The sequence below is a fragment of the Streptomyces sp. NPDC033845 genome (assembly GCF_055576225.1).
Genome location: NZ_JBVIRI010000010.1, coordinates 150422 through 176387 on the forward strand (window position 1 = coordinate 150422; position 25966 = coordinate 176387).

Here is a 25966-nt window from a genome sequence, read left to right on the forward strand (position 1 = left end):
GCCACAATCCCGCGGTCCACCCCGCCCACCCGACCTGTCGGCCGAGCACCCCGCCGACCTCGCGCTCCAGGAGCCACCTGTGACGAGACCCACCAGCCGGGACGTCGCCCGGGCCGCCGGCGTCTCCCAGGCCACCGTCTCCCTGGTGCTCGGCGGCAAATGGGCCGGCCGCGTCTCCGAACGCACCGCCGCACAGGTCCGCAGCACCGCCGCCGGCCTCGGCTACCGTCCCAACCTGGCCGCCCGCAGCCTCCGCCTCGGCACCACCCGCACCGCCCTGCTGGTGGTCCCCGCCCTCACCAACGAGTTCTTCGCCCGCGTCTACACCGGCGCCGCCCAGGTCGCCGCCGAACACGGCTTCGCCGTGGTCCTCTACCTCTCCCCCGACGGCACCGGCCCGGCCCGGGACCCCTTCGCCTCCGCCAGCGCCGCCCTGGACGGGGTCATCGCCTCCTCCATGTCCGCCGGCGCCCTCGAAGCCATCGGCGGGGCCGAGCTCCCCCTGGTCATGCTCGACAGCGACCCGCAGGCCGGCGGGGCCGCCGCCGTCGTCAACCTCGCCCTGGCCGACGGCATGCGCCAGGCCGCCGAACACCTCCTCGGCCTCGGCCACCGCCGCTTCCTCCACCTGGCCTCCGCCGTGGACTCCTGGACCTTCCACGTCCGGGCGAAGGCCGTCGCCGAAGCCCTCGCCGGCGAGGGCACCACCCTGCGGACCGTCCGCTCGGCCCTCGACGTGCCCGCCGCCACCGCCGCCATGGAGGCCGCGCTGACCGGCCCCGGACCCCACCCGACCGCCGTCCTCTGCGACGACGACATCCTCGCCGTGGGCGCCTGCAAGGCCGCCCGGCGGCTCGGCCTCCGGGTCCCCGAGGACCTCTCCGTCACCGGGTTCGACGATCTGGCGCTGGCCACCGCCGTGGAACCCGAGCTCACCACCATCGCGCTGCCCGCCGAGCAGGTCGGCGAGCACGGCATGAACGCCCTCCTCGCCGTCCTCGACGGCCGCACCTGGACCGCCCCCGACCTCCCGGTCCACCTCGTCGCCCGGGGCACCACCGCCCCGCCCCGCTGACCCGGCCCACCGCACGACGACGCCCCGGCCCCCGCCGCGAGGCGGGAACCGGGGCGGGGAAGCCGACCGGACCGAGGGCTACTCGGTGTCCTCCGGCGCCTCGTCGTTGGACACCGCGTCCGCCTGCGCGGCCGGGGTCACCTCCGGCTCCAGCAGCCGGGACAGCTGCCGGCCGCGGATCCGCTTGAACTTCCGCTGCTGGTTGCGCGTACGGTCCAGCACCGCCACCTCCAGACGGTCCGCCGGAATCTCCCGGTCGGCCCCGTTCGCCTGGCTGGACAGCGCCTGCACCGCCAGCTTCAGCGCCTCCGGGAGCGACATCCCGTCCTGGTGCCGCTGGTCCAGGTAGGTGCTGATCTGCTCGGCGTTACCGCCGACCGCCACCGAACCGTGCTCGTCCACGATGGAGCCGTCGTGCGGCAGCCGGTAGATCTGGTCCCCGGCCGCCGTGGCACCCACCTCGGCCACCACCAGCTCCACCTCGTACGGCTTCTCCCCGGCCGAGGAGAAGATCGTGCCGAGGGTCTGGGCGTAGACGTTGGCCAGCCCACGGGCCGTCACGTCGTCCCGGTCGTAGGTGTAGCCGCGCAGGTCCGCGTACCGCACACCGCCGATCCGCAGGTTCTCGTACTCGTTGTACTTGCCGGCGGCCGCGAAGCCGATCCGGTCGTAGATCTCGCTGAACTTGTGCAGCGCCCGGGACGGGTTCTCGCCGACGAACACGATGCCGTCGGCGTACTGGAGCACGACCAGGCTGCGACCACGGGCGATGCCCTTGCGGGCGTACTCGGCCCGGTCGGCCATGGCCTGCTGGGGTGACACGTAGAACGGAGTCGACACCGGCTATCCGCCCCTTCCTTCTTCTGGGCTGACGAGTGGTTAGAGGAGGGCGGCGCGGGGGCCGTCGGGCTGCTCCAGCCGCCGGTCGGTGACCGCGCGGGCCAGCGCCGAGGACTCCTCATCGGAGAGCCTGCGGAAGCCCTCGTCGGTGATCACGGTGACGATGGGGTAGATGTGCCGGTACAGGTCCGGACCGCCGGTCGCGGAGTCGTCGTCGGCCGCGTCGTAGAGCGCCTGGACGACCAGCGTGGTCGCCTGCTCCTCCGTCAGGTCGGGGCGGTACAGCTTCTTCATGGAACCGCGGGCGAAGATCGAGCCGGACCCGGTGGCCGCGTACCCGTGCTCCTCGGACCGCCCGCCGGTGACGTCGTAGGAGAAGATGCGGCCCTTCTCCTTGCCCTCGTCCCAGCCGGCGAACAGCGGGACCACGGCCAGGCCCTGCATCGCCATCCCGAGGTTGCCGCGGATCATGGTGGAGAGCCGGTTCGCCTTGCCCTCCAGGGAGAGGGTCGCGCCCTCCACCTTCTCGAAGTGCTCCAGCTCCAGCTGGAACAGCTTGACCATCTCGACGGCGAGTCCGGCGGTGCCGGCGATCCCGACGGCCGAGTACTCGTCGGCCGGGAACACCTTCTCGATGTCCCGCTGCGCGATCATGTTGCCCATGGTCGCCCGCCGGTCACCGGCGAGCACCACACCGCCCTCGAAGGTGGCGGCGACGATGGTCGTCCCGTGCGGGGCCTCGACGACGCCCTCCGGCAGCCTGCGGTTGCCCGGGAGCATCTCGGGCGAGTGCGCCCCGAGGAAATCCATGAACGAGGACGACCCCGGCGTCAGGAAGGCAGCAGGTAGACGCCCGGTGCTACGAGGATTGGCTTCCACGCGTTTCCCTCCAGATATGAGATGGCCCGCCGCAATGTGTCGGGATCGTCTCCCAACTTGCCGATGGCCGAGTTGCAGTTGAAGCGAAGTACGCCTCGGACCCTACCCGTCCGGTGGCGATGATCCACATGTACGGGCGGAGCTTTCGAGCAGAGCGACGGAACCTGCGCCCCTCCGCGGCGACGGGCCGCACCCGACGGCCCGTCGCTTCGTGCGCTACCGGCGGAGCTCCGCACCGCCGCCTTGGATCCGAAGGCAGATCGCCTTTACTGGCCACCCTTTTGCACGAAGGAACGCACGAAGTCCTCTGCGTTCTCCTCAAGCACGTCGTCGATCTCGTCCAGCACCGAGTCGACGTCGTCGGAGAGCTTCTCCTGCCGTTCCGCGAGGTCGGAGCTCGCCTCGGCGGTCGTCTCCTCGACCTCCTCGGTCGAGCGCGTCGCCTTCTGCTGTCCGCCGCCGGTGTCCTTGGTCGCCATGTCTACCTCACCCCGCTCGGTTCGCACGCTCATGTCGAGAGATCCCGGGATCGGGATCTCTCAAGATCAGACCTTATGCCGGACCCTACAAGGAGGGTCCGACTTTCGTCCCCGCACTTCCACAACATCCGGGTGACTTCATGATTCCCGGCATCGGGGCCTTTCAGCCGCGATCAGCCGCCCGAAAGGACCCGGACCAGATCCTCCGCCGTGCGGCAGCGGTCCAGGAGTTCCTTCACGTGGTTCCGGGTGCCCCGCAGGGGTTCCAGGGTCGGGACCCGCTGGAGGGAGTCGCGGCCCGGCAGGTCGAAGATCACCGAGTCCCAGGAGGCCGCGGCCACGTCGTCCGCGTACTGCTCCAGACAGCGGCCCCGGAAATAGGCCCTGGTGTCCTCCGGCGGCTTGCTCTCGGCCCGCTCCACGGCCGGCTCGTCCAGCAGCCGCTTCATCTTGCCGCGGGCCACCAGACGGTTGTAGAGGCCCTTGTCCGGCCGCACGTCGGAGTACTGGAGGTCGACCAGGTGCAGCCGGGCCGCGTCCCAGTCCAGGCCGTCCCGGCGCCGGTAGCCCTCCAGCAGTTCCCGTTTGGCGATCCAGTCGAGCTCCCCCGCCAGGCTCATCGGGTCGCTCTCCAGCCGGCCCAGGACGTCCTCCCAGCGCGCGAGGACGTCCTTGGTCTGCTCGTCGGCGTCGTTCCCGAAGCGCTCGTCCACGTACTTCCGGGCCAGCTCGAAGTACTCCATCTGGAGCTGTACGGCGGTCAGGGTGCGGCCGCTGCGCAGGGTGACCAGCTGGTTCAGGTCCGGGTCGTGGGAGACCTGGTGCAGGGTGCGCACCGGCTGGTCCACGGCCAGGTCCACCGTGATGAACCCGTCCTCGATCATGGACAGCACCAGGGCGGTGGTGCCCAGCTTGAGGTAGGTGGAGATCTCGGAGAGGTTGGCGTCCCCGATGATCACGTGCAGCCGGCGGTACTTCTCGGCGTCCGAGTGGGGTTCGTCCCGGGTATTGATGATGGGCCGCTTGAGGGTGGTCTCCAGACCCACCTCGACCTCGAAGTAGTCCGCGCGCTGGCTGATCTGGAAGCCGTCCTTGCGGCCGTCCTGGCCGATGCCGACCCGGCCGGCGCCGGTGACCACCTGACGGCTGACGAAGAACGGGGTGAGGTGCCGCACGATGTCCGAGAACGGGGTCTCGCGGCGCATCAGGTAGTTCTCGTGGGTGCCGTAGGAGGCGCCCTTGTTGTCGGTGTTGTTCTTGTACAGGAGGATCGGCTGGGCGCCGGGCAGCTGGGCTGCCCGTTCGGCGGCCTCGGCCATGATCCGCTCGCCGGCCTTGTCCCAGAGCACCGCGTCCCGCGGGTTGGTGATCTCCGGGGAGCTGTACTCGGGGTGGGCGTGGTCCACGTAGAGCCGGGCGCCGTTGGTGAGGATGACATTGGCCAGGCCGATGTCCTCGTCGGTGAGCTGGCTGCTGTCGGCGGCCTCGCGGGCGAGGTCGAAGCCGCGGGCGTCCCGCAGCGGGTTCTCCTCCTCGAAGTCCCAGCGGGCGCGGCGCGCCCGGTGCATCGCCGCCGCGTAGGCGTTGACGATCTGGGACGAGGTGAGCATGGCATTGGCGTTCGGGTGACCGGGGACGGAGATCCCGTACTCCGTCTCGATCCCCATAACGCGCCGTACGGTCATGCGGCCCTCCTTGCCCGGCGGCGCTCCCGACCGGGAGCGGTACGGAAGAGCCTAGAGCGGCTCCGCGCTGGTGGGGAGATCATTTCAGTCATTGAATCCGGGGATTCGACGGCTTCGGGCGGCTGAAAAGCAGGCGGCTGCGGTTGCCCTTTTCAGGGCCTCCGCAGCCGCCCCGCTCCGGTTGGGTCAGAGGTACTGACCGGTGTTGGCCACCGTGTCGATGGAGCGTCCGGTGTCCGCGCCCTGCTTTCCGGTGACGAGGGTGCGGATGAACACGATCCGCTCGCCCTTCTTTCCGGAGATCCGGGCCCAGTCGTCCGGGTTGGTGGTGTTCGGAAGGTCCTCGTTCTCCTTGAACTCGTCCACGCATGCCTGGAGCAGGTGGGCGACGCGGAGGCCCTTCTGGTTGTGTTCGAGGAAGGCCTTGATGGCCATCTTCTTCGCACGGTCGACGATGTTCTGGATCATGGCGCCGGAGTTGAAGTCCTTGAAGTACAGGACTTCCTTGTCGCCGTTGGCGTACGTGACTTCGAGGAAGCGGTTCTCCTCGGTTTCCGCGTACATCTGTTCCACGACGGTCTGGATCATGCTGTGGACCGCGACCTCGGGGGATCCCTGGTGCTCGGAGAGGTCCTCCGTGTGCAGGGGCAGCGAGGCCTTGAGGTACTTGGCGAAGATGTCCTTCGCCGCCTCGGCGTCCGGGCGCTCGATCTTGATCTTCACGTCGAGCCGGCCGGGGCGCAGGATGGCCGGGTCGATCATGTCCTCGCGGTTGGAGGCGCCGATGACGATGACGTTCTCCAGGCCTTCCACGCCGTCGATCTCGGCGAGCAGCTGGGGGACGATGGTGTTCTCCACGTCCGAGCTGACTCCGGATCCGCGGGTGCGGAAGAGGGATTCCATCTCGTCGAAGAAGACGATGACGGGGGTGCCCTCGCTCGCCTTCTCCCGGGCACGCTGGAAGACGAGGCGGATGTGCCGCTCGGTCTCGCCGACGTACTTGTTGAGGAGCTCGGGGCCCTTGATGTTGAGGAAGTAGGACTTCCCCGCGGGCTGTCCGGTGACCTCGGCGACCTTCTTGGCAAGGGAGTTGGCGACCGCCTTGGCGATGAGGGTCTTGCCGCATCCGGGCGGCCCGTAGAGCAGGATGCCCTTGGGCGGCCGGAGTTCGTGCTCCTTGAAGAGGTCGGGGTGGAGGTAGGGGAGCTCGACCGCGTCGCGGATCAGCTCGATCTGGTCGCCCAGGCCGCCGATCTTCTCGTAGTCGATGTCCGGGACCTCTTCGAGGACGAGTTCCTCGACCTCGCTCTTGGGGACCACTTCGTAGACGTAGCCGGAGCGGGGTTCGAGCAGCAGGGCGTCGCCGGGGCGGATGGTGATGTCCAGGAGCGGCTCGGCGAGCCTCACCACCCTTTCCTCGTCGGTGTGCCCGACCACCAGGGCGCGCTCGCCGTCCTCAAGGATTTCCTTGAGGGTGACGATGTCCCCGGCCCGCTCGAATTCCATGGCCTCGACCACGTTGAGCGCTTCGTTGAGCATGACCTCCTGGCCGCGCCGGAGGTCTTCCGGTTCGACGCTGGGGCTGACGTTCACACGGAGCTTTCGCCCTCCGGTGAAGATGTCGACGGTGCCGTCCTCGTTCGACTGGAGGAAGACTCCGAAGCCGGCCGGCGGCTGCGCGAGCCGGTCGACTTCCTCCTTGAGGGCCACGATCTGGTCGCGGGCCTCGCGGAGGGTATTGGCCAGTCGCTCGTTTTGTGCGGAGACGCCGGCCAGGTTTGTCTGGAGCTCGACGATCCGCTCTTCGAGAATCCTCGTGTGTCGCGGAGAGTCGGCGAGCTTGCGGCGCAGGACGGCGATTTCCTGCTCTAGATAGGCAACCTGGCCGGCGGGGTCATCGGACCCCCGTCCGGGCCGGATGCCGCGGTTGATGTCGTCGTCGTGGGCTGCCACGGTCCTCACCTCCTCCAAGGGGAGCTGGACGCTTCCTGACCCTACCTGGGCTGGTGGTGATTGAAACCCCTAGATCACAAACACGGTAGGGGCGTGTCCGATCTTCACCCTTGCGTATCCCCTCACGCCAGGTGAATACCCACCCATCAACATCGGAAAGCCGCCAGTTGTAAGGTCGAAGTGTTCAACACCCGCGCACAGCACAAGGGGACGGCAGAGGATATGACCGTGCAGCAGGAGGTTCCGGTCGGCGGAACGGTGGAATCCGGTGATGCCGGGGAGCCGCTGGAGGTCTGGATCGACCAGGACCTGTGCACCGGTGACGGGATCTGCGTCCAGTACGCGCCGGAGGTCTTCGAGCTGGACATCGACGGCCTGGCGTACGTGAAGAGCCAGGCCGACGAGCTGTTGCAGGAGCCGGGGGCGACGGCTCCGGTGCCGTTGGTGCTGCTCCGGGACGTGGTGGATTCGGCCAAGGAGTGCCCGGGCGACTGCATCCACGTGCGGCGGGTGTCGGACCGGGTGGAGGTGTACGGGCCGGACGCCGAGTAGGCGTCTCAGGCCCGTGAGGCGGCGATGCCTGTCAGCTCCTGGCTGAATTTTCCGGCGGTCCAGGTCCACTTGGCGAGCTGGTGGACGTCGGGGCAGCAGCTGGGGACCTCGTCGCCGGAGTAGCCGAGGAGGGTGGCGGTGACGGATCCGTCACCTACGGCGAGCTCGGTGACGTTCTTGCGGTCCGCGGCGGGCAGCAGGGTGGCCACCACCCGGGGCGGGGTGCTCCCGCCGGGGTCCTGGACCAGGACGTAGAGGGCGTTGGGCGGGGTGCCGAGCCCGGCGTCGCAGCGGACCGCGGCCACCGTGTCGGGGCGGCCGTCGCCGTCGAGGTCGCCCCGGGCGGAGGCGGTGACCCGGTGCGGCTGCCCGGCGCAGTCGAGCGGATAGTCGGCGGCGGCCGGGTCGGGGGCGGTGGCGGAGGGTTTCCCGGGTGCCGTGGTGGTTCCGTTTCCGTTTCCGGATACGGGGCCGGTCCCGTATCCGGGGCCCGGGGCGGCCGTGGGGCGGGCCGCGGTGGCGCTGGGGGCGAGCAGGCCGGCGGCGGCGATCACGGCGGCCATCGCGGTGGCGGTGGCGAGCCAGTGCAGGGGCCGGGCGGTGGTGTGCGCGAGGGCGGGCTCTGCGGGGTTGTGCACGGGGGCGTCTCCTGCGCGGGGGATGACGGGGAGCCAGCATCGTGCCATACCGGTGCCCCGGGCGGAACGCGGGGGCCCGGCCCCGCGGCCGCGGCCCCCGGCCCGGCACCGTGCCGGGTCGGTCCCCGGCGCCCTCCGGCCGCGTACGAGCGGTTCTCCGGGCGCGCACGGCCCGTTCCCGGGGCCTGCGGGAGCAGCCCTCCAGGGCGGGTCCGGGGCCGGTAACGCGGAGGCGCCGTGGCGCGGTTCCCGGTGGGGCTCGGGAACTGCGGCACGGCGCCGGGGGGTTGGGGCGGTCGCTCCGGGTGGGTCAGCCGCGGCCGGAGCCGCCGGACTGGCTGCCGGGGCCCTCGTAGTCCTCGCCGTAGGCGCCCTTGGCGGGGCGGCGGCGGCGCAGCGGGGCCTCGACCCCGTCGGCGAGCCGGCGGGCGGTGACCAGGAAGCCGGTGTGGCCGATCATCCGGTGGTCGGGGCGGACGGCGAGGCCCTCCACGTGCCAGTTGCGGATCATCGACTCCCAGGGCTGCGGTTCGGCGAAGCAGCCGATCTCGCGGATGGACTCGACGGTCTTGGACAGCTGGGTGGTGGTGGCCACGTAGCAGCAGAGGATGCCGCCGGGGACCAGGGCCTTGGAGACGGCGTCCAGGCACTCCCAGGGGGCCAGCATGTCGAGGATCACGCGGTCGACGTCCGTGTCGGACAGGTTGTCCTGGAGGTCGCCGACGGTGAGCTGCCACGCGGGGTGCGGGCCGCCGAAGTAGCGCTCCACGTTCTGGGTGGCGATCTCCGCGAAGTCCGCGCGTCGCTCGTAGCTGTGGAGCATGCCCTGGTCGCCGATGGCGCGCAGCAGGAAGCTGCTGAGCGAGCCGGAGCCCACGCCCGCCTCGACGACGCGGGCGCCGGGGAAGATGTCGGCGAAGGCCAGGATCTGGCCCGCGTCCTTGGGGTAGACCACGGCGGCGCCGCGGGGCATGGACAGGACGTAGTCGGGGAGCAGGGGGCGCAGCGCGAGGTACGCGACGTTCCCCGTGGTACGGACAACACTGCCCTCGGGAGCGCCGATCAGCTCGTCGTGGGGGAAGGAACCCTTGTGGGTGTGGAAGTTCTTCCCGGCTTCGAGCGTGAACGTGTAGTGGCGGCCCTTGGGGTCGGTGAGCTGGACCTGGTCCCCGACCTTGAAGGGCCCGCGTCGGCGGGCGGCACCGGTCGGTTCGTCGGACATGTGACCAGTGTATTGGCTTCAGGAGTGGGGCCGTGCCATGGCCTTGAAGAAGGCTTTCTCCACGTCGAGGGTGGAGAGCACCCCGTAGATGCCGCCGTCGGGGGCGAGGACGAGGTATTCGGAGGCGGGGGTGGCGCGGAGGTGGTCGAGGAGTTCCTCGCCGGTGAGGTCCGCGGAAACCTTCATGCCGTCGGTGAGGTCCTGGGCGAGGGCGCCGGCGGCGACCCAGGGGCGGCGGTGTTCGGGGACGGAGGCGATGGAGGACTCGCGGACGATGGCGGTGGGGTCGCCGTGGCCGTCGGTGATGACGAGGGCGCGGGCCCCGGCCTCGTTGGCGCGGCGGAGGGCCTCGGAGAGGGGGGTGGTGGATTCGACGGGGATGGCGCGCCGGGTGAGGGTGCGGGCGCGGAGGTCGGGGAGGTGTTCGCGCAGCCGGGCCATCCGGAGGCTGTTGCCGGCACCGGTCCACATGATGGCGGCGAGGATGGCGGCCAGCAGGGCGTTCATGACGGTGTCCATGCCGCCGGTCTCCTCGGCGCCGGCTCCGATGACCCCGGTCTCGGTGAGGAGGGGGAGGCCGAGGAGGACGGCCACGGCGATGGCGCGGCCGACCCAGGCGGCGGCGACGGTGCCGGCCATGGCGCGTCCGGTGATGCCCCAGATGAGGGCGCGGAGCATGCGTCCGCCGTCGAGCGGGAGGCCGGGGAGCAGGTTGAAGGCGGCCACGATCAGGTTGGCGATCATGAGTCCGGCGAGCAGGACCCCGGGGACGGTGCCGGGTTCGACGGCGGTCATGCCGAGGTAGAAGACGCCGGCGAGCAGCAGGGAGAGCAGCGGGCCGACGCCGGCCAGGACGAACTCGCGGCCGGGGGTGCCGGCCTCGTCCACGTGGGTGGCGCCGCCGACGAACTGGAGCTGGATGCGGCGGACGGTGAGTTTGAAGCGGAGTCCGGCGACGGCGTGGGCGAGCTCGTGGACGAGGACGGAGGCGTAGAAGGCGAGGGCGAAGAAGAGGGCGACGAGGTAGCGGGCGGCGCCGAGGCCGGGGAGGACTTCGTCGAGGCGGTCGCCGAAGATCCAGGTGATGAGGGCGGCGACGACGAACCAGCTGGGCGAGACGTAGACGGGTACGCCGAAGGGGCGGCCCATGAGGAGTCCGCCGCCCGGTTCGGAGCGACGGTCCGTGCGCTCGCCGGTTTCGTCGGTGTCTGCCACGGCTGTCCTTCGGTCGGTGTGCGTCGGCCTGTGGTTCGGCCGCTGTGTCCGGTGTGCCCGCGGTTGCGCGGGGTGATGCCTCGATCATGCAGTGCGAGGGGCGCCGGCGTCGATGGTATGCGGGCGCTGTCGACGGCGGGTCGGCGGCCGGGGGGTGTCCGGTGGGTAGGGTCTTGGTATGACGACGAGTCCCGAGGCCGGTGCGGTGACCGGTGGTGCCGGTGGTGATGCCGGTGCTGGTGCCGGTGGTGACGCGGGGGCCGACGCCCTGCGGCCGCGTTCGCTTTCCCCGTCGCGGGCGAGTGACTTCATGCGGTGTCCGCTGCTGTACCGGTTCCGGGTGATCGACCGGTTGCCGGAGAAGCCGAGTGCGGCGGCGACCCGGGGGACCCTGGTGCACGCGGTGCTCGAACGCCTGTTCGATCACCCGGCGGAGGAGCGGACGGCGCCGCGGGCCAAGGCGCTGATCCCGGGGCAGTGGGACCGGCTGCTGGAGTCCAAGCCGGAGCTGTCGGAACTGTTCCCCGCCGACGACGGGGGCGCCGGGCTGGCGGGCTGGCTGACCGAGGCCGAGGCGCTGGTGGAGCGCTGGTTCACGCTGGAGGACCCGACCCGGCTGGAGCCGGTGGAGCGGGAGTTCTTCGTGGAGACCGAGCTGGACTCCGGGCTCCGGCTGCGCGGGATCATCGACCGGGTGGACGTGGCCGCCTCCGGCGAGGTCCGGATCGTCGACTACAAGACGGGGAAGGCGCCGCGGCCGGAGTACGCGGAGGGCGCCCTGTTCCAGATGAAGTTCTACGCCCTGGTGGTGTGGCGGCTGAAGGGCGTGGTGCCGCGGCGGCTCCAGCTGGTCTACCTGGGCAGCGGGGACGTGCTCACCTACGACCCGGTGGTGGCGGACCTGGAGCGGGTGGAGCGGAAGCTGCACGCGCTGTGGGAGGCGATCGTGGCGGCGACCGAGTCGGGCGACTGGCGGCCGCGGCCGACGAAGCTCTGCGGTTGGTGCGACCACCAGGCGGTCTGCCCGGAATTCGGTGGCACTCCCCCGGCCTATCCTCTGATGATCACCCCGAGGACGGGTGCCGGGGAGTCCTGATCATCGGGTCGGGGCAGAATGGGCGGCGTCCGTCGATGCCGTCGTACGAACTCCGAGGAGCAACCCCGTGGCGATCCGCGTCCTTCTGGTCGACGACCAGCCGCTGCTGCGCACCGGTTTCCGGATGATCCTGGAGGCCGAGGGGGACCTGGCGGTGGTCGGCGAGGCCGGGGACGGCCTGCAGGCGCTGGACCAGGTGCGGGCGCTGCAGCCGGACGTGGTGCTGATGGACATCCGGATGCCGCGGATGGACGGGGTGGAGGCCACCCGGCAGATCACCGGCCCGGGCCGGGACGGTCCGGCGAAGGTGCTGGTGCTGACCACCTTCGACCTGGACGAGTACGTGGTGGAGGCGCTGCGCGCGGGGGCCAGCGGGTTCCTGCTGAAGGACGCCCCGGCCAACGAGCTGGTGCAGGCGATCCGGGTGGTGGCGGCCGGCGAGGCGATGCTGGCCCCGTCGATCACCCGGCGGCTGCTGGACAAGTACGCGGGGCACCTGCCCTCGGGCGACGAGTCGGTGCCGGACACCCTGGGCACGCTGACCGAGCGGGAGGTCGAGGTGCTGCGGCTGGTGGCGCGCGGCCTGTCGAACGCGGAGATCGCGGCGGACCTCTTCGTCAGCGAGACCACGGTGAAGACGCACGTGGGCCATGTGCTGACGAAGCTGGGGCTGCGGGACCGGGTGCAGGCGGCGGTGTACGCGTACGAGAGCGGCCTGGTGCGGCCGGGCGGGCACTGAGGGGCCCGCCCGGCCGCACCGGCGCGCGGCTGCGGGCCGGTCAGCCCTTGCTGATCTCCCAGAAGCGGAAGACGGTGGAGGCGTCGAGGGACCACTGGAGTCCGGTGACGTTCGGGCGGACCGCCGCGTACTGCTTGCCCTGCCAGAGCGGGATCATCGGGACGTCCTCGGCGACGATCTCCTGGAGGCGGGCGAACTCGCCGGAGACGGTGGAGCGGTCGGAGACGGCGGCGGTGGCCGGGATGATCCGCTCGATCTCCTTGTTCTCGTAGTTGTTGCGGAGCACGTTGCCCTTGCCGAAGAACGGCTGGGTGAAGTTGTCGGCGTCCGGGTAGTCGGGGACCCAGCCCTTGGCGTAGACGCCGTACTCGCCGGCCGCCAGGCCCTTCTCGTAGGCGTCGGCCTCGACGGTCCGGACCTTGGCGTCGAAGAGTCCGCTGTCGTTGAGCTGCTTGGCGATGAGCTGGAACTGCTCCTCGGTGACCGCTCCGCGGGTGGCCGTGGACCACAGGGTCAGCTTGACCTTGCCGCGGATCCCCGCCTTCTGGAGGACCTCCCTGGCCTTCGCGGGCTGGGAGGTGGAGCCGTACCGGTCGAAGAAGGCGGTGGTGTGGCCGCCGATGCCGGCCGGCACGATGGAGTACAGCGGGGTGGCGGTGCCGCGGTAGACGGCCTTCACCAGCTCCTCGCGGTCGATGAGGTAGGCGATCGCCTGGCGGACCGGGAGCTTGCCGACGACCGGGTCCTTGACGTTGAAGACCAGGTGCTCGACCTCGGCGCCGGTGCCCTGGACCGCGGTGACGGCGTCGGCGGCGGAGCCGGCCGAGCCGAGGGCGGCTATGTCCTGGGGGGCGAGGCCGCGGAAGGCGAAGTCCACGTCGCCGTCGTCCAGGGCCTTCTTCAGGGCGGCCTGGTCCTTGTGGAAGAACTTCATGGTGACGCCCTTGTTCTTCGTCTCGGCGTGCCCCTTGTAGGACTCGTTGACGGAGAACTCGGCGGAATCCTCACCGAAGGAGTCCAGCTTGTAGACCCCGGAGCCGACGGCCTTGCCGTCGGTGCGGAGCTTGTCGGCGGGGTACTCGGTGTGGTCGACGATGGAGCCGGCACCGGCGGCGATCTTGCTGGGGAAGGTCGCGTCGGGGGTCTTGAGCTTGAAGACCACGGTCCTGTCGTCGGGGGTGTCGATCGCGCCGATGGACGCGAGCATCACGGCGGGGCCGTTCTCGTCGTCGATCTTGAGGGTGCGCTCGAAGGAGTACTTGACGTCCTTCGCGGTCAGGCTGTTGCCGTTGCTGAACTTCAGGCCCTCGCGCAGGGTGCAGGAGAACACCCGGCTGTCGCTGCCCTGGAACCCGCAGGACTCGGCGGCGTCCGGAGCGGGGGTGGTGGCGCCCTTGGGGAAGTGCAGCAGGGACTGGAAGACGTTGTTGAACAGCAGCCAGGAGCCGGAGTCGTAGCCGGACGCCGGGTCGGTGGACTTCACCTGGTCGGACATTCCCATGACGACCGCGTTGCCGCTGCCGCCCGCGGTGCTTTCCTGCGCCCCGCAACCGGTGAGCAGCGCTGTCGCGGTGGCCGCGCCGAGCGGGGCCGCCAACCACTGGTGACGAATCTTCACGAGAATGCCCTTCACAGTCTTGTACGTCGTGATCCCCGGCCGCGACTCCCGCCGCCGGCTACCGGTCTTCCGGGGTTCAGCCGCTGACGCCCCGGCCGAGTTCCCACAGCTGGAGGTCGGAGATGGAGTTCACCGACCACTCCACTCCGGTGATTCCGTCGCGCGCGGCGACGTACTGCTTGCCCTGCCAGAGCGGCAGGACGGGTACGTCCTCGGCGACGATGTCCTGGATCTCCTCGACGGGACCGGCGGCCAGGTTGCGGTCGGCGGCCCGGCGGGACTCCGGGATCAGCTTGGTGCGCACCGTGCTGTTGGCGTACGGCGTGCCCAGGAAGTTGTCCTGCTCCAGGAACGGGGCGAGGAAGTTGTCGGCGTCGGCGAAGTCGGGGAACCAGCCGAGGCCGTAGGCCGCGTAGTCGCCCTTCTTCTGGGCGGGCCGGTAGTCGGCCCAGTCGGTGCCCTTGACGGTGATGTCGAACAGCTTGGTGGCGTTGAGCTGGGCCTTGAGGGCCGCGAACTCGGCGGCGGTGCCGTCGCCGTAGTGGTCGTTGGTGTAGTGCAGGGTCAGCTTGACGGGGGTCTTCACCCCGGCCTGGCGGAGCAGGTTCGCGGCGGCCTGGGTGTTGGCGTCGCCGTACCGGTTGAAGAAGGAGTTCACATGGCCGGGGACGCTGCTGGGCACCAGGGAGTAGAGCGGCTGGGCGCTCTTGCCGTAGACCTCGGTGATCAGCTTGTGGCGGTCGACGGAGGCGGCGAGGGCCTGGCGCACGGCCTTCTCCCTGACCACGGGGGCCTCGGTGTTGAAGCCGATGTAGCGGATCTCCAGGCCGGACAGCGGGACCAGCTTGACGCCCTTGGGCGGGGTGTCGGCGAAGGTCTTGACCTGGGCGGGCGACAGGGTGCGGGAGACCATGTGGATGTCGCCGTCGGTGAGGGCCCGGCCCATGGACTCGGAGTCGTCGAACATGCGCAGTTCGACCTTGTCGCTCTGCGGCTTGAGCTCGCCCTGGTAGTTCTCGTTGCGGGTGAAGACGGCGCGGACCAGCCGGTTGTCCTTGACCTCGGCCTTCATCGTGTACGGGCCGGAGCCGTCCACGGCGAAGCCCTCGCGGAGCTTGCGGGCGTCGTAGGTCTTGCGGCTGACGATGCCGGTGGCGGGGGTGGCGAGCTTGTGGGGGAAGGTCGCGTCGGCGGTCCGGAGGTGGAAGACCACCGTGTCCGTGCCCTTGGTCTCGGTCTTGTCGAGGGTGGAGAGCAGGGTGGCGGGCCCGTTCTCGTCCTTGATGGCCAGGACCCGGTCGATGGAGAACTTGACGTCCTCGGCGGTGAGCGGGTCGCCGTCGGCGAACTTCAGGCCGGGCCGCAGGGTGCAGCGGTAGGTCTGGTTGCCGGTGTCGGTGAACCCGCACTCGGAGGCGGCCTCGGGGACGGGCTGGCCGCCGCCCCGGGGGGTCCGCATCAGGGTCTGGACGGTCTGGCGGAGCACGTTCCAGGCGCCGGCGTCGTAGGCGTGGGCCGGGTCGAACGGGGCGGGGGCGAACTCGGCCGCCTCGAACCGGTCGGTGGTCCCGACGATGATGGCTCCGGAGCCGGCTCCTCCGCCGCTCGCGCTGCCGCAGGCGGTCAGCGCGGGGGCGAGCAGGCCGGCCGCGGCCGTCAGCACCATGGTCTTGCGGTTCATCCTGGAAAATCTCCCTCGACCGGCACTTTTCACAGCGGTACAGAGGGCAGTTCGCGGAGGTCGCCCGTTCGGGGCGGAACGATCGGGCCGGTGGTGACGATCGGTCCACGCACGTCCCGGCACGTGGGTGTGTGACCGGGGCGGCTGAGGTGCGGCGAAGTGCCCGCGATGACACTAGTGGCCTGGGACGGGATGGCTGGAACTGGCCGGACTTGGGGCGTAATCGCACCGTGATGGGAGCGAACTGCCTGCTGATCGAGGGGGCTCGGCAGATCCGGTCAGGAGCTGATCAATCCGGACACAAGGGAAGGGGTCCGGACGGCTGGGGGTGTTCCGGGGCGCTTCGACGGGTGACCAAGGTCACCCTGCGCAACCGCCCCGGCGGGGATGGAATTTCAGCCTCCGGTGGCTCGGGCAGGAGATCCTTCGGCCGCCGGGCCGGTTCGTCCGGGCGGTGCCGGTCAGTTCATCCGGGTGATGAGGGAGCGCAGGAAGGGCAGGTCCACGTCTTGCAGGGAGCCGACCACGGTCCGGCCGGGGGCCGGCGGGATCAGGCCGATGGAGGGGACCGCGACGACCGGGCAGCCGGCCGCCTCGGCGGCGGCGACCCCGGTGGCGGTGTCCTCGACCACGGCGCAGCGGGAGGGGTGGGCGCCGAGCGCCCGGGCCGCGTAGAGGTACGGGTCGGGGTGCGGCTTGGTGCGCGGGACCTCGTCCCCGGCCACGGTGAGGGCGAAGCGCTCGGGTCCCAGGGAGTGCAGGATGCGGTCGATGACCCGGCGGTGGGAGGCGGACACCAGGGCGGTGGGGACGTTGTTGCGGGCCAGCTCGGCCAGCAGGCGCTCGGCTCCGGGCATCAGCGGGACGCGGTCGGCGATCCGGGCCTCGAAGCGCTCGTTGAGGAGCACGCTCAGTTCACCGACGGTGATCTCGGCGCCGGTGGAGTCGATGAGGAAGCGGGCGCTGCGGGTCATCGGGCCGCCGACGACCACGGTCCGCCAGGACTCGTCGAGCCGGTGGCCGAGCTCGGCGAAGACGTCGACCTCGGCGTCCCACCAGAAGTCCTCGGTGTCGACGAGGGTGCCGTCCATGTCCAGCAGCACCGCCTGGAGGGCCGACCCGTCGGCGGTGCGGGCGACGGGAGCGGGAACGGTGCTGGTCAATGCGCACGACCTCTCGGAGGGGACGAGAAGGCCGGTCGCCTCTCCGCCCCGGGCGTGACCGGGTGGGACAGGCGACCGGCCTGTAATGGGACCGACAAGTGTACGTCGGCGAGGGTCAGCGTGCGTTGAAATACTTCGCTTCGGGGTGGTGGATCACGATCGCGTCGGTGGACTGCTCGGGGTGGAGCTGGAACTCCTCGGAGAGGTGGACCCCGATCCGCTCGGGCCGGAGCAGTTCGGCGATCTTGGCGCGGTCCTCCAGGTCGGGGCAGGCGCCGTAGCCGAGGGAGAAGCGGGCGCCCCGGTACTTGAGGTCGAACATGTCCTCGACCTTGGAGGGGTCCTCGCCGCCGAAGCCGAGCTCGGCGCGGACCCGGGCGTGCCAGTACTCGGCCATGGCCTCGGCGAGCTGGACGGACAGTCCGTGCAGTTCCAGGTACTCGCGGTAGGAGTCGGACTCGAACAGCTTGGCGGTGGCCTCGCCGATCTTCGAGCCGACGGTGACCACCTGGAGGCCGACCACGTCGGTCTCGCCGGACTCCTCGGGGCGGAAGAAGTCGGCGAGGCAGAGGCGGCGGCCGCGGCGCTGACGGGGGAAGCTGAACCGGGTCCGCTCGTTGCCGCGCTCGTCGAGGATGATCAGGTCCTCACCCTTGGAGACGCAGGGGAAGTAGCCGTAGACCACGGCCGCCTCCAGCAGGTTCTCGGTGTGCAGCTTGTCCAGGAGGCCGCGGAGCCGGGGGCGGCCCTCGGTCTCCACCAGTTCCTCGTAGCTGGCGCCGCCGGCGCGGGCCTGCTTGAGGCCCCACTGCCCCTTGAAGAGGGCGCCCTCGTCGAGCCAGGAGGCGTAGTCCTTGAGCGGGATCCCCTTGACCACGCGGGTGCCCCAGAACGGCGGGGTGGGGACCGGGTTGTCCACCGAGACGTCGGAGCGGCCGCCGGGCTCCTCGGGCTCCTCCACGTTCAGGACGGGCGTGTCGCGCTTGGCCACGCGGCGCTGCTTGAGCTCGGGCAGGCTGGCGCCGGGGACCCCGCGCTTGACGGCGATCAGGGCGTCCATCAGGCGCAGGCCCTCGAAGGCGTCGCGGGCGTAGCGGACCTCGCCCTCGTAGATCTCGTGGAGGTCCTGTTCCACGTAGGCGCGGGTGAGGGCGGCTCCGCCGAGGATCACCGGGTAGTCGGCGGCCAGCTTGCGCTGGTTGAGCTCCTCCAGGTTCTCCTTCATGATCACCGTGGACTTGACCAGGAGGCCGGACATGCCGATGACGTCGGCCTTGTGCTCCTGGGCGGCTTCGAGGATCGCGGAGACCGGCTGCTTGATGCCGATGTTGACCACGTTGTAGCCGTTGTTGGTGAGGATGATGTCGACGAGGTTCTTGCCGATGTCGTGGACGTCCCCGCGGACGGTGGCCAGCACGATGGTGCCCTTGCCCTCGTCGTCGGTCTTCTCCATGTGGGGCTCCAGGTGCGCCACGGCGGTCTTCATGACCTCGGCGGACTGGAGCACGAAGGGCAGCTGCATCTGGCCGGAGCCGAAGAGCTCGCCGACCACCTTCATGCCTTCGAGGAGGGTGTCGTTGACGATGTCCAGGGCGGGGCGGGTCAGGAGGGCCTCGTCGAGGTCGGCCTCCAGGCCGTTCTTCTCCCCGTCGATGATCCGGCGCCGCAACCGCTCCTCCAGCGGGAGGGCGAGGAGCTCCTCGGCGCGGCCGGCCTTGAGGGACTTGGTGTTGACCCCCTCGAACAGGGCCATCAGCTTCTGCAGCGGGTCGTAGTCGCCCTCGCGGCGGTCGTAGATCAGGTCGAGCGCGGTGGTGACCTGCTCCTCGTCGAACCGGGCGATGGGGAGGATCTTGGAGGCGTGCACGATCGCCGAGTCCAGGCCGGCCTTGACGCACTCGTCGAGGAAGACCGAGTTCAGCAGCACCCGGGCGGCCGGGTTGAGGCCGAAGGAGATGTTGGACAGGCCCAGGGTGGTCTGGACGTCCGGGTGGCGGCGCTTGAGCTCGCGGATCGACTCGATCGTCGCGATGCCGTCCTTGCGGGACTCCTCCTGGCCGGTGCAGATGGTGAAGGTCAGGGTGTCGATGAGGATGTCCGACTCGCGGATCCCCCAGTTCCCGGTGAGGTCCGCGATCAGGCGTTCGGCGATGGCGACCTTGTGCTCGACGGTCCGGGCCTGGCCCTCCTCGTCGATGGTCAGCGCGATCAGCGCGGCGCCGTGCTCCCGGGCCAGGGCGGTGACCTTGGCGAAGCGGGAGTCGGGGCCGTCGCCGTCCTCGAAGTTCACCGAGTTGATGACCGCGCGGCCGCCGAGCTTCTCCAGGCCCGCCTGGATCACCGGGACCTCGGTGGAGTCCAGCACGATCGGGAGGGTGGAGGCGGTGGCGAAGCGGCCGGCCAGCTCCTTCATGTCGGCGACCCCGTCCCGGCCGACGTAGTCCACGCACAGGTCGAGCATGTGCGCGCCCTCGCGGATCTGGTCCCGGGCCATCTCCACGCAGTCGTCCCAGCGGGCCTCCAGCATGGCCTCGCGGAACTTCTTGGAGCCGTTGGCGTTGGTGCGCTCGCCGATCGCCATGTACGAGGTGTCCTGGCGGAACGGGACGGTCTGGTAGAGGGAGGCGGCGCCGGCCTCCGGGCGGGGGTGACGCTCGGTGACCGCGGTGCCGCGGACCCGCTCCACCACCTGGCGCAGGTGCTCGGGGGTGGTGCCGCAGCAGCCGCCGACCAGGGAGAGGCCGTAGTCCCGGACGAAGGTCTCCTGGGCGTCGGCCAGCTCGGCGGCGCTCAGCGGGTAGTGCGCGCCCTGCTTGGTGAGGACGGGCAGGCCGGCGTTGGGCATGCAGGAGAGCGGGACGCGGGCGTTGCGGGCGAGGTAGCGCAGGTGCTCGCTCATCTCGGCCGGGCCGGTGGCGCAGTTCAGGCCGATCATGTCGATGCCGAGGGGTTCCAGGGCGGTCAGGGCCGCGCCGATCTCGGAACCGAGCAGCATGGTGCCGGTGGTCTCCACGGTCACCGAGCAGATCAGCGGGACGCTGAGGCCCAGGGCCTTCATGGCGCGGTGGGCGCCGATGATGGAGGACTTGGTCTGGAGGAGGTCCTGGGTGGTCTCGACGAGCAGCGCGTCGGCGCCGCCGGAGATCAGGCCCTCGGCGTTGATCTGGTAGGCGTCCCGGATCTGGGCGTAGCCGATGTGGCCCAGGGTGGGGAGCTTGGTGCCGGGGCCCATGGAGCCCAGGACCCAGCGCTGCTGCCCGGTGGCGGCGGTGAACTCGTCGGCGACCTCGCGGGCGATCCGGGCGCCGGCCTCGGACAGCTCGAAGTTCCGTTCGACGATCTCGTACTCGGCGAGGGCCGCGTAGTTGGTGCCGAAGGTGTTGGTCTCCACGCAGTCCACGCCGACCGAGAAGTAGGCCTCGTGGACGGAGCGGACGATGTCGGGGCGGGTGACGTTGAGGATCTCGTTGCAGCCCTCCAGCTGCTCGAAGTCCTCCATCGTCGGATCCTGCGCCTGGAGCATGGTTCCCATGGCCCCGTCGGCCACGACCACTCGGGTGGCGAGTGCCTCTCGGAGGGCATCGGCCCGGGTCTGGGTGTCGGCGGCTGGGTTCGGCTGCGCGGCCATGGTGCTGCTCCCTGGGATGCGACGGCTGTCGGCTTTGCACCTGCCTAATCGAAGGTGCACGCGGTCAGGGTAACCGCGCCGGGCACGGCCCGGTTAGGGCGTCCCACGGGCCGGACTGCATTCTGTGCGCGGGGGTGGTGCTCTTCGGCGCGACCCGGCCAGACTTTGTCAACAGTGCGCGAGGTCGGCATCGACCGATAGAGTTCGGCATTGTCGAACAACGTGTGAGCAGGAGGAGGCTGCGCGATGGCACGGAACATCCAGTCGCTCGAACGAGCCGCTGCGATGCTGCGGCTGCTGGCCGGCGGGGAGCGCCGGCTGGGGCTGTCGGACGTGGCGTCCTCGCTCGGCCTGGCCAAGGGGACGGCGCACGGGATCCTGCGGACCCTCCAGGCCGAGGGCTTCGTCGAGCAGGACGCGGCCTCCGGCCGGTACCAGCTGGGCGCCGAGCTGCTACGCCTGGGCAACAGCTATCTGGACGTGCACGAGCTGCGCGCCCGCGCCCTGGTGTGGACGGACGACCTGGCCCGGGCGAGCGGCGAGAGCGTCTACGTGGGGGTGCTGCACCAGAGCGGGGTGCTGATCATGCACCACGTGTTCCGGCCGGACGACAGCCGCCAGGTGCTGGAGGTGGGGGCCATGCAGCCGCTGCACTCCACGGCCCTGGGCAAGGTGCTGTCGGCCTACGACCCGGTGGCGCACAGCCAGGCCGCCGAGGTGGAGCGGGAGGCCTTCACCCCGCGCACGGTGACCGCCCTGGACGGCTTCGAGACGGTGCTCGCGCTGACCCGGGCCCGGGGCTGGGCCTCGGACGTGGAGGAGACCTGGGAGGGCATCGCCTCGGTGGCGGCGCCGATCCACGACCGGCGCCGGATGCCGGTGGGCGCGGTGGCCCTGGCGGGCGCCGTGGAGCGGGTCTGCGGGGAGAACGGAGAGCCCCGGGCGAGCCTGGTCGCCTCCGTCCGCGACTGCGCACGGGCGGTTTCCCGCGATCTCGGAGCGGGCCGGTTCTGACCTTCCCCTTAGCGGGTTCCACCCCACCTGGAGGCCACCATGTGGCCTCTTTTGGTGTTTTCTGACCTTGTTTCGACTGGATCCGGATGCAAGATGGCCTGATTTGGTCGATCGTACCGAGTGGTAACGATCCGGCAATCTGGCCTGGCCAACCCTTGACGCATTCCTTAGATGGCCGGAAAACTGCCGTTCATCGGTCGGCATTGTCGAACAGCTACCGGCAATACGCGCTAGGATGCGACAAGGCCAGGACCGGTGAAGCACTCACCGAGTGCGCGCGGAGACCGGACGGGACCCGGTTTCCACCCACCCTCTGGACGTAGGACAAAGGAGTCGCGGGTGTCCAGCTCCGACATCTTCATCGGCGAGACCATCGGTACCGCCCTGCTCACACTGCTCGGCGGTGGCGTCTGCGCCGCAGTGACCCTCAAGAGCTCCAAGGCCCGCAACGCGGGCTGGCTCGCGATCACCTTCGGCTGGGGATTCGCCGTCCTGATCGCCGCCTACGTGTCCGCGCCGCTCTCCGGCGCGCACCTGAACCCGGCCGTCACCGTCGGCATCGCCGTCAAGGACGGGGCCTGGGGCGACGTGCCGGTCTACCTGGCCGGCCAGCTGCTCGGCGCCATGCTCGGCGCGGTGCTGATGTGGGTCACGTACTACGGCCAGTTCCGGGTGCACCTCGCCGACCCGGACAACATCAAGGACGCCACGCTCGGCCCCGAGGACCCGCACCCGCACGACCAGGCCGGCCCGGTGCTCGGCATCTTCTCCACCGGCCCCGAGATCCGGAACGTGGTGCAGAACCTCGCCACCGAGATCATCGGCACCGCCGTCCTGGTCCTGGCGATCCTCACCCAGGGCCTCCAGGCGGACGGCAAGGGCCTCGGCGTGATCGGCGTCCTGATCACCTCCTTCGTGGTCGTCGGCATCGGCCTCTCGCTCGGCGGCCCGACCGGCTACGCCATCAACCCGGTCCGCGACCTCGGTCCGCGCATCGTGCACGCCCTGCTTCCGCTGCCCAACAAGGGCGGATCGGACTGGGGATACTCCTGGATCCCGGTGGCCGGCCCGCTCGTCGGTGCCCTGCTCGCCGGCGGTCTGTACAACATCGCGTTCGCCTGATAGCCCCGCGACAGCATCCGCAACCGCTACAGCCACTCACGAGACTTGCCAGGAGCAGCCACCATGACCAGCAGCACCGGCCCCTTCATCGCCGCGATCGACCAGGGCACCACCTCCTCCCGCTGCATCGTCTTCGACCGTGACGGCCGGATCGTCGCCGTCGACCAGAAGGAGCACGAGCAGATCTTCCCGAAGCCGGGCTGGGTCGAGCACGACGCCGACGAGATCTGGGCGAACGTCCAGGAGGTGGTGGCCGGGGCCATCGCCAAGGCGGCCCGCGACATTCCCGGCTTCACCGCGGCGGACGTCAAGGCCGTCGGCATCACCAACCAGCGCGAGACCACCCTGCTCTGGGACCGCCACACCGGCCGCCCGGTGCACAACGCGCTGGTCTGGCAGGACACCCGCACCGACGGCCTCTGCAAGGAGCTCGGCCGCAACGTCGGCCAGGACCGCTTCCGCCGCGAGACCGGCCTGCCGCTGGCCTCCTACTTCGCCGGCCCCAAGGTCCGCTGGCTGCTCGACAACGTCGAGGGCCTGCGCGAGCGCGCCGAGGCCGGGGACATCCTCTTCGGCACCATGGACTCCTGGGTCATCTGGAACCTGACCGGCGGCACCGACGGCGGTGTGCACGTCACCGACGTCACCAACGCCTCCCGCACCATGCTGATGAACCTGCACACCCTGGAGTGGGACGAGCGGATCGCCGAGTCCATGGGTGTCCCCGTCAACGTCCTGCCCGAGATCCGGTCCTCCGCCGAGGTCTACGGCGAGGTCAAGGAGGGCGCCCTGGCGGGCGTGCCGGTCGCCTCCGCACTGGGCGACCAGCAGGCCGCGCTGTTCGGCCAGACCTGTTTCGCCGAGGGCGAGGCCAAGTCCACGTACGGCACCGGCACGTTCATGCTGATGAACACCGGCGACAAGATCATCAACTCCTACAGCGGCCTGCTGACCACGGTCGGCTACCAGATCGGCGACCAGAAGCCGGTCTACGCGCTGGAGGGCTCCATCGCCGTCACCGGCTCGCTCGTCCAGTGGATGCGCGACCAGATGGGCCTGATCAAGTCCGCGGCCGAGATCGAGACCCTGGCCTCCTCGGTGGAGGACAACGGCGGCGCCTACTTCGTGCCCGCCTTCTCCGGCCTGTTCGCCCCGTACTGGCGCTCCGACGCCCGCGGTGTGATCGCCGGCCTCACCCGCTACGTCACCAAGGCGCACATCGCCCGTGCCGTGCTGGAGGCCACCGCCTGGCAGACCCGCGAGATCACCGACGCCATGACCAAGGACTCGGGCGTCGAGCTCGCCGCCCTCAAGGTCGACGGCGGCATGACCTCCAACAACCTGCTGATGCAGACCCTCTCGGACTTCCTGGACGCCCCCGTGGTCCGTCCCATGGTCGCCGAGACCACCTGCCTCGGTGCCGCCTACGCCGCCGGCCTGGCCGTCGGCTTCTGGCCCGACACCGACGCCCTGCGCGCCAACTGGCGGCGGGCCGCGGAGTGGACCCCGCGGATGCCCGCCGAGCAGCGGGACCGCGAGTACAAGAGCTGGCTCAAGGCCGTTGAGCGGACCATGGGCTGGGTCGACGACGAAGACGCCAGCTGATCCCTCCCCCGGATCGACCGGCGCAAGCGACGACGAAGGAGCCAAGACAATGAGCAGCCTGCAGAGCGAGCCCGTCACGGGCACGCACCCGACCACCGGTTCGCTGGGCTCGTCCCGGACGGCGAGCCGCGCCGAGACCCGCGAGCAGCTGGCGAAGGCCACGTACGACCTGCTGGTCATCGGCGGCGGAATCCTGGGCACCTCGGTGGCCTGGCACGCCGCGCAGTCGGGTCTGCGGGTCGCCATGGTGGACGCCGGCGACTTCGCCGGCGCCACCTCCTCGGCCTCCTCCAAGCTGGTCCACGGCGGTCTGCGCTACCTGCAGACCGGCGCGGTCAAGCTGGTCGCGGAGAACCACCACGAGCGCCGGGTGCTGGCCAAGGACGTGGCCCCGCACCTGGTCAACCCGCTCACCTTCTACCTGCCCGTCTACAAGGGCGGGCCGGTCGGAGCGGCCAAGCTGGGCGCGGGCGTCTTCGCCTACTCCGCCCTCTCGGCCTTCGGCGACGGCATGGGCAAGGTCATATCCCCGGCCCGTGCCGCCGCCGACAACCCCGGTCTGCGGACCGAGGACCTCAAGGCCGTCGCGGTCTACTACGACCACCAGATGAACGACTCCCGGGTCGCCGTGATGACGGTCCGCGCGGCCGTGGAGTCGGGCGCCGTGGTCCTCAACCACGCCGAGGTCACCGGTCTGCGCAAGACCCGCGGCCGGGTCTCCGGGGCCGAGCTGCGGGACCGCCTGGACGGCACCGAGTTCGGTGTGGACGCCCGGGTGGTGCTCAACGCCACCGGCCCGTGGGTGGACCACCTGCGGCGCATGGAGGACAAGCACTGCCTGCCCTCCATCCGGCTGTCCAAGGGCGCGCACATCGTGATGAAGCGCAAGTCGCCCTGGAAGGCCGCGATGGCCACCCCGATCGACAAGTACCGCATCACCTTCGCCCTCCCCTGGGAGGACCAGCTGCTGCTCGGCACCACCGACGAGGTCTACGAGGGCGACCCGGGCGATGTCCGCGCCACCGAGTCCGACATCCAGCAGATCCTGGACGAGGCGGCGTTCTCGGTGAAGGACGCCGACCTCGACCGCTCCCTGATGACCTACGCCTTCGCCGGCCTGCGGGTGCTGCCCGGCGGCCCCGGAGGGGTGGAGAAGGCCAAGCGGGAGACCGTGGTCTCGGAGGGCGCCGGCGGCATGCTGTCGGTGGCCGGCGGCAAGTGGACCACCTACCGGCACATCGGCCGGGTGGTCATGGACAAGCTGGCCAAGCTCCCCGGCAGCCCGCTGACCGAGGACATGGAACCGGTGAAGTCGCTGGTCCGCCGGGTGCCGCTGCCCGGTGTCGCCAACCCCAACGCGGTGGCCCACCGGCTGCTGGTGGACCGTGAGCCGGGCATGCGGATGGACCCGCTGACCGCCCGTCACCTGGCCTCCCACTACGGCTCGCTGGCCTTCGACATCGCCCGTCTGGTCAACGAGAAGCCGGAGCTCGGCGAGCGGATCCACGAGGACGGGCCGGAGATCTGGGCGCAGGTGGCCTACGCCCGCGACCACGAGTGGGCGGAGACCGCCGACGACGTGCTGCGCCGGCGCACCACGGTGACGGTCCGCGGCCTGGACGACGCGTCCGTACGGGCCCGGGTCGAGGAGATGCTGGCCGAGAAGGCATAGCCGGCACCCGGGTTGGGCAGGGGCGGTTCCGGGCGGAACCGCCCCTTTGCCGTGGGCTGTAACAGGTGTCCTCCCAAGGCATAGGCTGGC

Annotated in this window: 20 protein-coding genes and 1 pseudogene; 8 read left to right on the forward strand and 13 right to left on the reverse strand. The window is 70.4% G+C overall.

Annotation, left to right across the window (positions count from 1 at the left end; genetic code table 11):
* Window positions 1-79 precede the first annotated feature (79 nt).
* On the forward strand, window positions 80-1075 hold the full coding sequence (locus ACZ50K_RS22355; protein WP_468905718.1) for a LacI family DNA-binding transcriptional regulator: 996 nt from the start codon (window positions 80-82) through the stop codon (window positions 1073-1075).
* 78 nt (window positions 1076-1153) lie between these two features.
* Here the strand turns inward: ACZ50K_RS22355 and prcA are convergent, their stop codons facing one another.
* The 6 genes and pseudogenes from prcA to arc all read right to left on the reverse strand — a co-directional run bounded on the left by prcA (window position 1154) and on the right by arc (window position 6911).
* The gene (gene prcA / locus ACZ50K_RS22360) at window positions 1154-1915 is read right to left on the reverse strand and encodes a proteasome subunit alpha (RefSeq protein ID WP_468905720.1); all 762 of its coding nucleotides are present in this window, start codon (window positions 1913-1915) and stop codon (window positions 1154-1156) included.
* A gap of 39 nt (window positions 1916-1954) precedes the next feature.
* Window positions 1955-2794 (reverse strand): proteasome subunit beta, encoded by an 840-nt coding sequence (gene prcB / locus ACZ50K_RS22365; protein ID WP_468905723.1) that lies wholly within the window; start codon window positions 2792-2794, stop codon window positions 1955-1957.
* Window positions 2746-2949, reverse strand: a pseudogene (locus tag ACZ50K_RS22370) (endonuclease domain-containing protein); the annotation flags it as partial. The gene prcB and the pseudogene ACZ50K_RS22370, both read right to left, overlap by 49 nt.
* 111 nt (window positions 2950-3060) lie before the next feature.
* On the reverse strand, window positions 3061-3273 hold the full coding sequence (locus tag ACZ50K_RS22375; protein WP_468905725.1) for a ubiquitin-like protein Pup: 213 nt from the start codon (window positions 3271-3273) through the stop codon (window positions 3061-3063).
* Window positions 3274-3446: 173 nt separating this feature from the next.
* A complete protein-coding gene (dop, locus tag ACZ50K_RS22380) occupies window positions 3447-4958 on the reverse strand; it encodes a depupylase/deamidase Dop (protein ID WP_468905727.1) in 1512 nt (503 codons plus the stop codon).
* A gap of 186 nt (window positions 4959-5144) precedes the next feature.
* Window positions 5145-6911, reverse strand: coding sequence for a proteasome ATPase (gene arc, locus ACZ50K_RS22385; RefSeq protein WP_468905729.1), 1767 nt, complete (start codon window positions 6909-6911; stop codon window positions 5145-5147).
* Between the two features lie 222 nt (window positions 6912-7133).
* Between arc and ACZ50K_RS22390 the strand changes: the two genes are divergently transcribed.
* On the forward strand, window positions 7134-7463 hold the full coding sequence (locus tag ACZ50K_RS22390) for a ferredoxin (protein WP_468905731.1): 330 nt from the start codon (window positions 7134-7136) through the stop codon (window positions 7461-7463).
* Between the two features lie 5 nt (window positions 7464-7468).
* On the opposite strand, the gene ACZ50K_RS22395 is transcribed toward ACZ50K_RS22390, so the two are convergent.
* From ACZ50K_RS22395 to ACZ50K_RS22405, 3 genes are all read right to left on the reverse strand, one after another.
* Complete coding sequence (locus tag ACZ50K_RS22395; protein ID WP_468905733.1) at window positions 7469-8101, reverse strand: hypothetical protein; 633 nt, start codon at window positions 8099-8101, stop codon at window positions 7469-7471.
* A 310-nt stretch (window positions 8102-8411) separates the two neighbouring features.
* Window positions 8412-9323: a tRNA (adenine-N1)-methyltransferase gene (locus ACZ50K_RS22400; RefSeq protein WP_468905736.1), complete on the reverse strand. Its 912-nt coding sequence runs from the start codon at window positions 9321-9323 to the stop codon at window positions 8412-8414.
* Window positions 9324-9341: 18 nt separating this feature from the next.
* A complete protein-coding gene (locus tag ACZ50K_RS22405) occupies window positions 9342-10538 on the reverse strand; it encodes a site-2 protease family protein (RefSeq protein ID WP_468905738.1) in 1197 nt (398 codons plus the stop codon).
* A gap of 178 nt (window positions 10539-10716) precedes the next feature.
* Here ACZ50K_RS22405 and ACZ50K_RS22410 point away from each other — a divergent pair, with 178 nt between their 5' ends.
* Together ACZ50K_RS22410 and ACZ50K_RS22415 are read left to right on the forward strand one after the other, a co-directional pair.
* Complete coding sequence (locus tag ACZ50K_RS22410; RefSeq protein WP_468905739.1) at window positions 10717-11634, forward strand: RecB family exonuclease; 918 nt, start codon at window positions 10717-10719, stop codon at window positions 11632-11634.
* Between the two features lie 67 nt (window positions 11635-11701).
* Window positions 11702-12373 carry a response regulator gene (locus ACZ50K_RS22415; protein ID WP_468905742.1) on the forward strand — a complete coding sequence of 224 codons (672 nt, stop codon included), beginning with the start codon at window positions 11702-11704 and terminating at the stop codon, window positions 12371-12373.
* 40 nt (window positions 12374-12413) lie between these two features.
* Here ACZ50K_RS22415 and ACZ50K_RS22420 read toward each other — a convergent pair whose 3' ends face one another.
* From ACZ50K_RS22420 to metH, 4 genes are all read right to left on the reverse strand, one after another.
* The gene (locus ACZ50K_RS22420) at window positions 12414-13991 is read right to left on the reverse strand and encodes an ABC transporter substrate-binding protein (protein ID WP_468905744.1); all 1578 of its coding nucleotides are present in this window, start codon (window positions 13989-13991) and stop codon (window positions 12414-12416) included.
* Between the two features lie 76 nt (window positions 13992-14067).
* The gene (locus ACZ50K_RS22425; protein WP_468905745.1) at window positions 14068-15672 is read right to left on the reverse strand and encodes an ABC transporter substrate-binding protein; all 1605 of its coding nucleotides are present in this window, start codon (window positions 15670-15672) and stop codon (window positions 14068-14070) included.
* 461 nt (window positions 15673-16133) lie between these two features.
* Window positions 16134-16835, reverse strand: a complete 702-nt coding sequence (locus tag ACZ50K_RS22430; RefSeq protein ID WP_468905747.1) for an HAD family hydrolase — start codon at window positions 16833-16835, stop codon at window positions 16134-16136.
* Window positions 16836-16950: 115 nt separating this feature from the next.
* Window positions 16951-20463, reverse strand: coding sequence for a methionine synthase (gene metH / locus ACZ50K_RS22435; protein ID WP_468905750.1), 3513 nt, complete (start codon window positions 20461-20463; stop codon window positions 16951-16953).
* 246 nt (window positions 20464-20709) lie between these two features.
* Between metH and ACZ50K_RS22440 the strand changes: the two genes are divergently transcribed.
* From ACZ50K_RS22440 to ACZ50K_RS22455, 4 genes are all read left to right on the forward strand, one after another.
* Window positions 20710-21477: an IclR family transcriptional regulator gene (locus ACZ50K_RS22440; protein WP_468905752.1), complete on the forward strand. Its 768-nt coding sequence runs from the start codon at window positions 20710-20712 to the stop codon at window positions 21475-21477.
* 339 nt (window positions 21478-21816) lie between these two features.
* Entirely contained in the window at window positions 21817-22599 is a 783-nt protein-coding gene (locus ACZ50K_RS22445) for an MIP/aquaporin family protein (RefSeq protein WP_468905754.1), read from the forward strand.
* Between the two features lie 63 nt (window positions 22600-22662).
* Entirely contained in the window at window positions 22663-24204 is a 1542-nt protein-coding gene (gene glpK, locus ACZ50K_RS22450; protein WP_468905756.1) for a glycerol kinase GlpK, read from the forward strand.
* A 49-nt stretch (window positions 24205-24253) separates the two neighbouring features.
* On the forward strand, window positions 24254-25876 hold the full coding sequence (locus tag ACZ50K_RS22455) for a glycerol-3-phosphate dehydrogenase/oxidase (protein WP_468905758.1): 1623 nt from the start codon (window positions 24254-24256) through the stop codon (window positions 25874-25876).
* The last annotated feature ends 90 nt before the right edge of the window (window positions 25877-25966 follow it).

Coding starts and splice junctions, on each gene's coding strand:
- dop (WP_468905727.1), bottom strand. CDS start 4,958: ATGACCGTACGGCGCGTTATGGGGATCGAGACGGAGTACGGGATCTCC.
- ACZ50K_RS22375 (WP_468905725.1), bottom strand. CDS start 3,273: ATGGCGACCAAGGACACCGGCGGCGGACAGCAGAAGGCGACGCGCTCG.
- ACZ50K_RS22440 (WP_468905752.1), top strand. CDS start 20,710: ATGGCACGGAACATCCAGTCGCTCGAACGAGCCGCTGCGATGCTGCGG.
- metH (WP_468905750.1), bottom strand. CDS start 20,463: ATGGCCGCGCAGCCGAACCCAGCCGCCGACACCCAGACCCGGGCCGAT.
- ACZ50K_RS22400 (WP_468905736.1), bottom strand. CDS start 9,323: ATGTCCGACGAACCGACCGGTGCCGCCCGCCGACGCGGGCCCTTCAAG.
- glpK (WP_468905756.1), top strand. CDS start 22,663: ATGACCAGCAGCACCGGCCCCTTCATCGCCGCGATCGACCAGGGCACC.
- ACZ50K_RS22410 (WP_468905739.1), top strand. CDS start 10,717: ATGACGACGAGTCCCGAGGCCGGTGCGGTGACCGGTGGTGCCGGTGGT.
- ACZ50K_RS22455 (WP_468905758.1), top strand. CDS start 24,254: ATGAGCAGCCTGCAGAGCGAGCCCGTCACGGGCACGCACCCGACCACC.
- ACZ50K_RS22425 (WP_468905745.1), bottom strand. CDS start 15,672: ATGAACCGCAAGACCATGGTGCTGACGGCCGCGGCCGGCCTGCTCGCC.
- ACZ50K_RS22390 (WP_468905731.1), top strand. CDS start 7,134: ATGACCGTGCAGCAGGAGGTTCCGGTCGGCGGAACGGTGGAATCCGGT.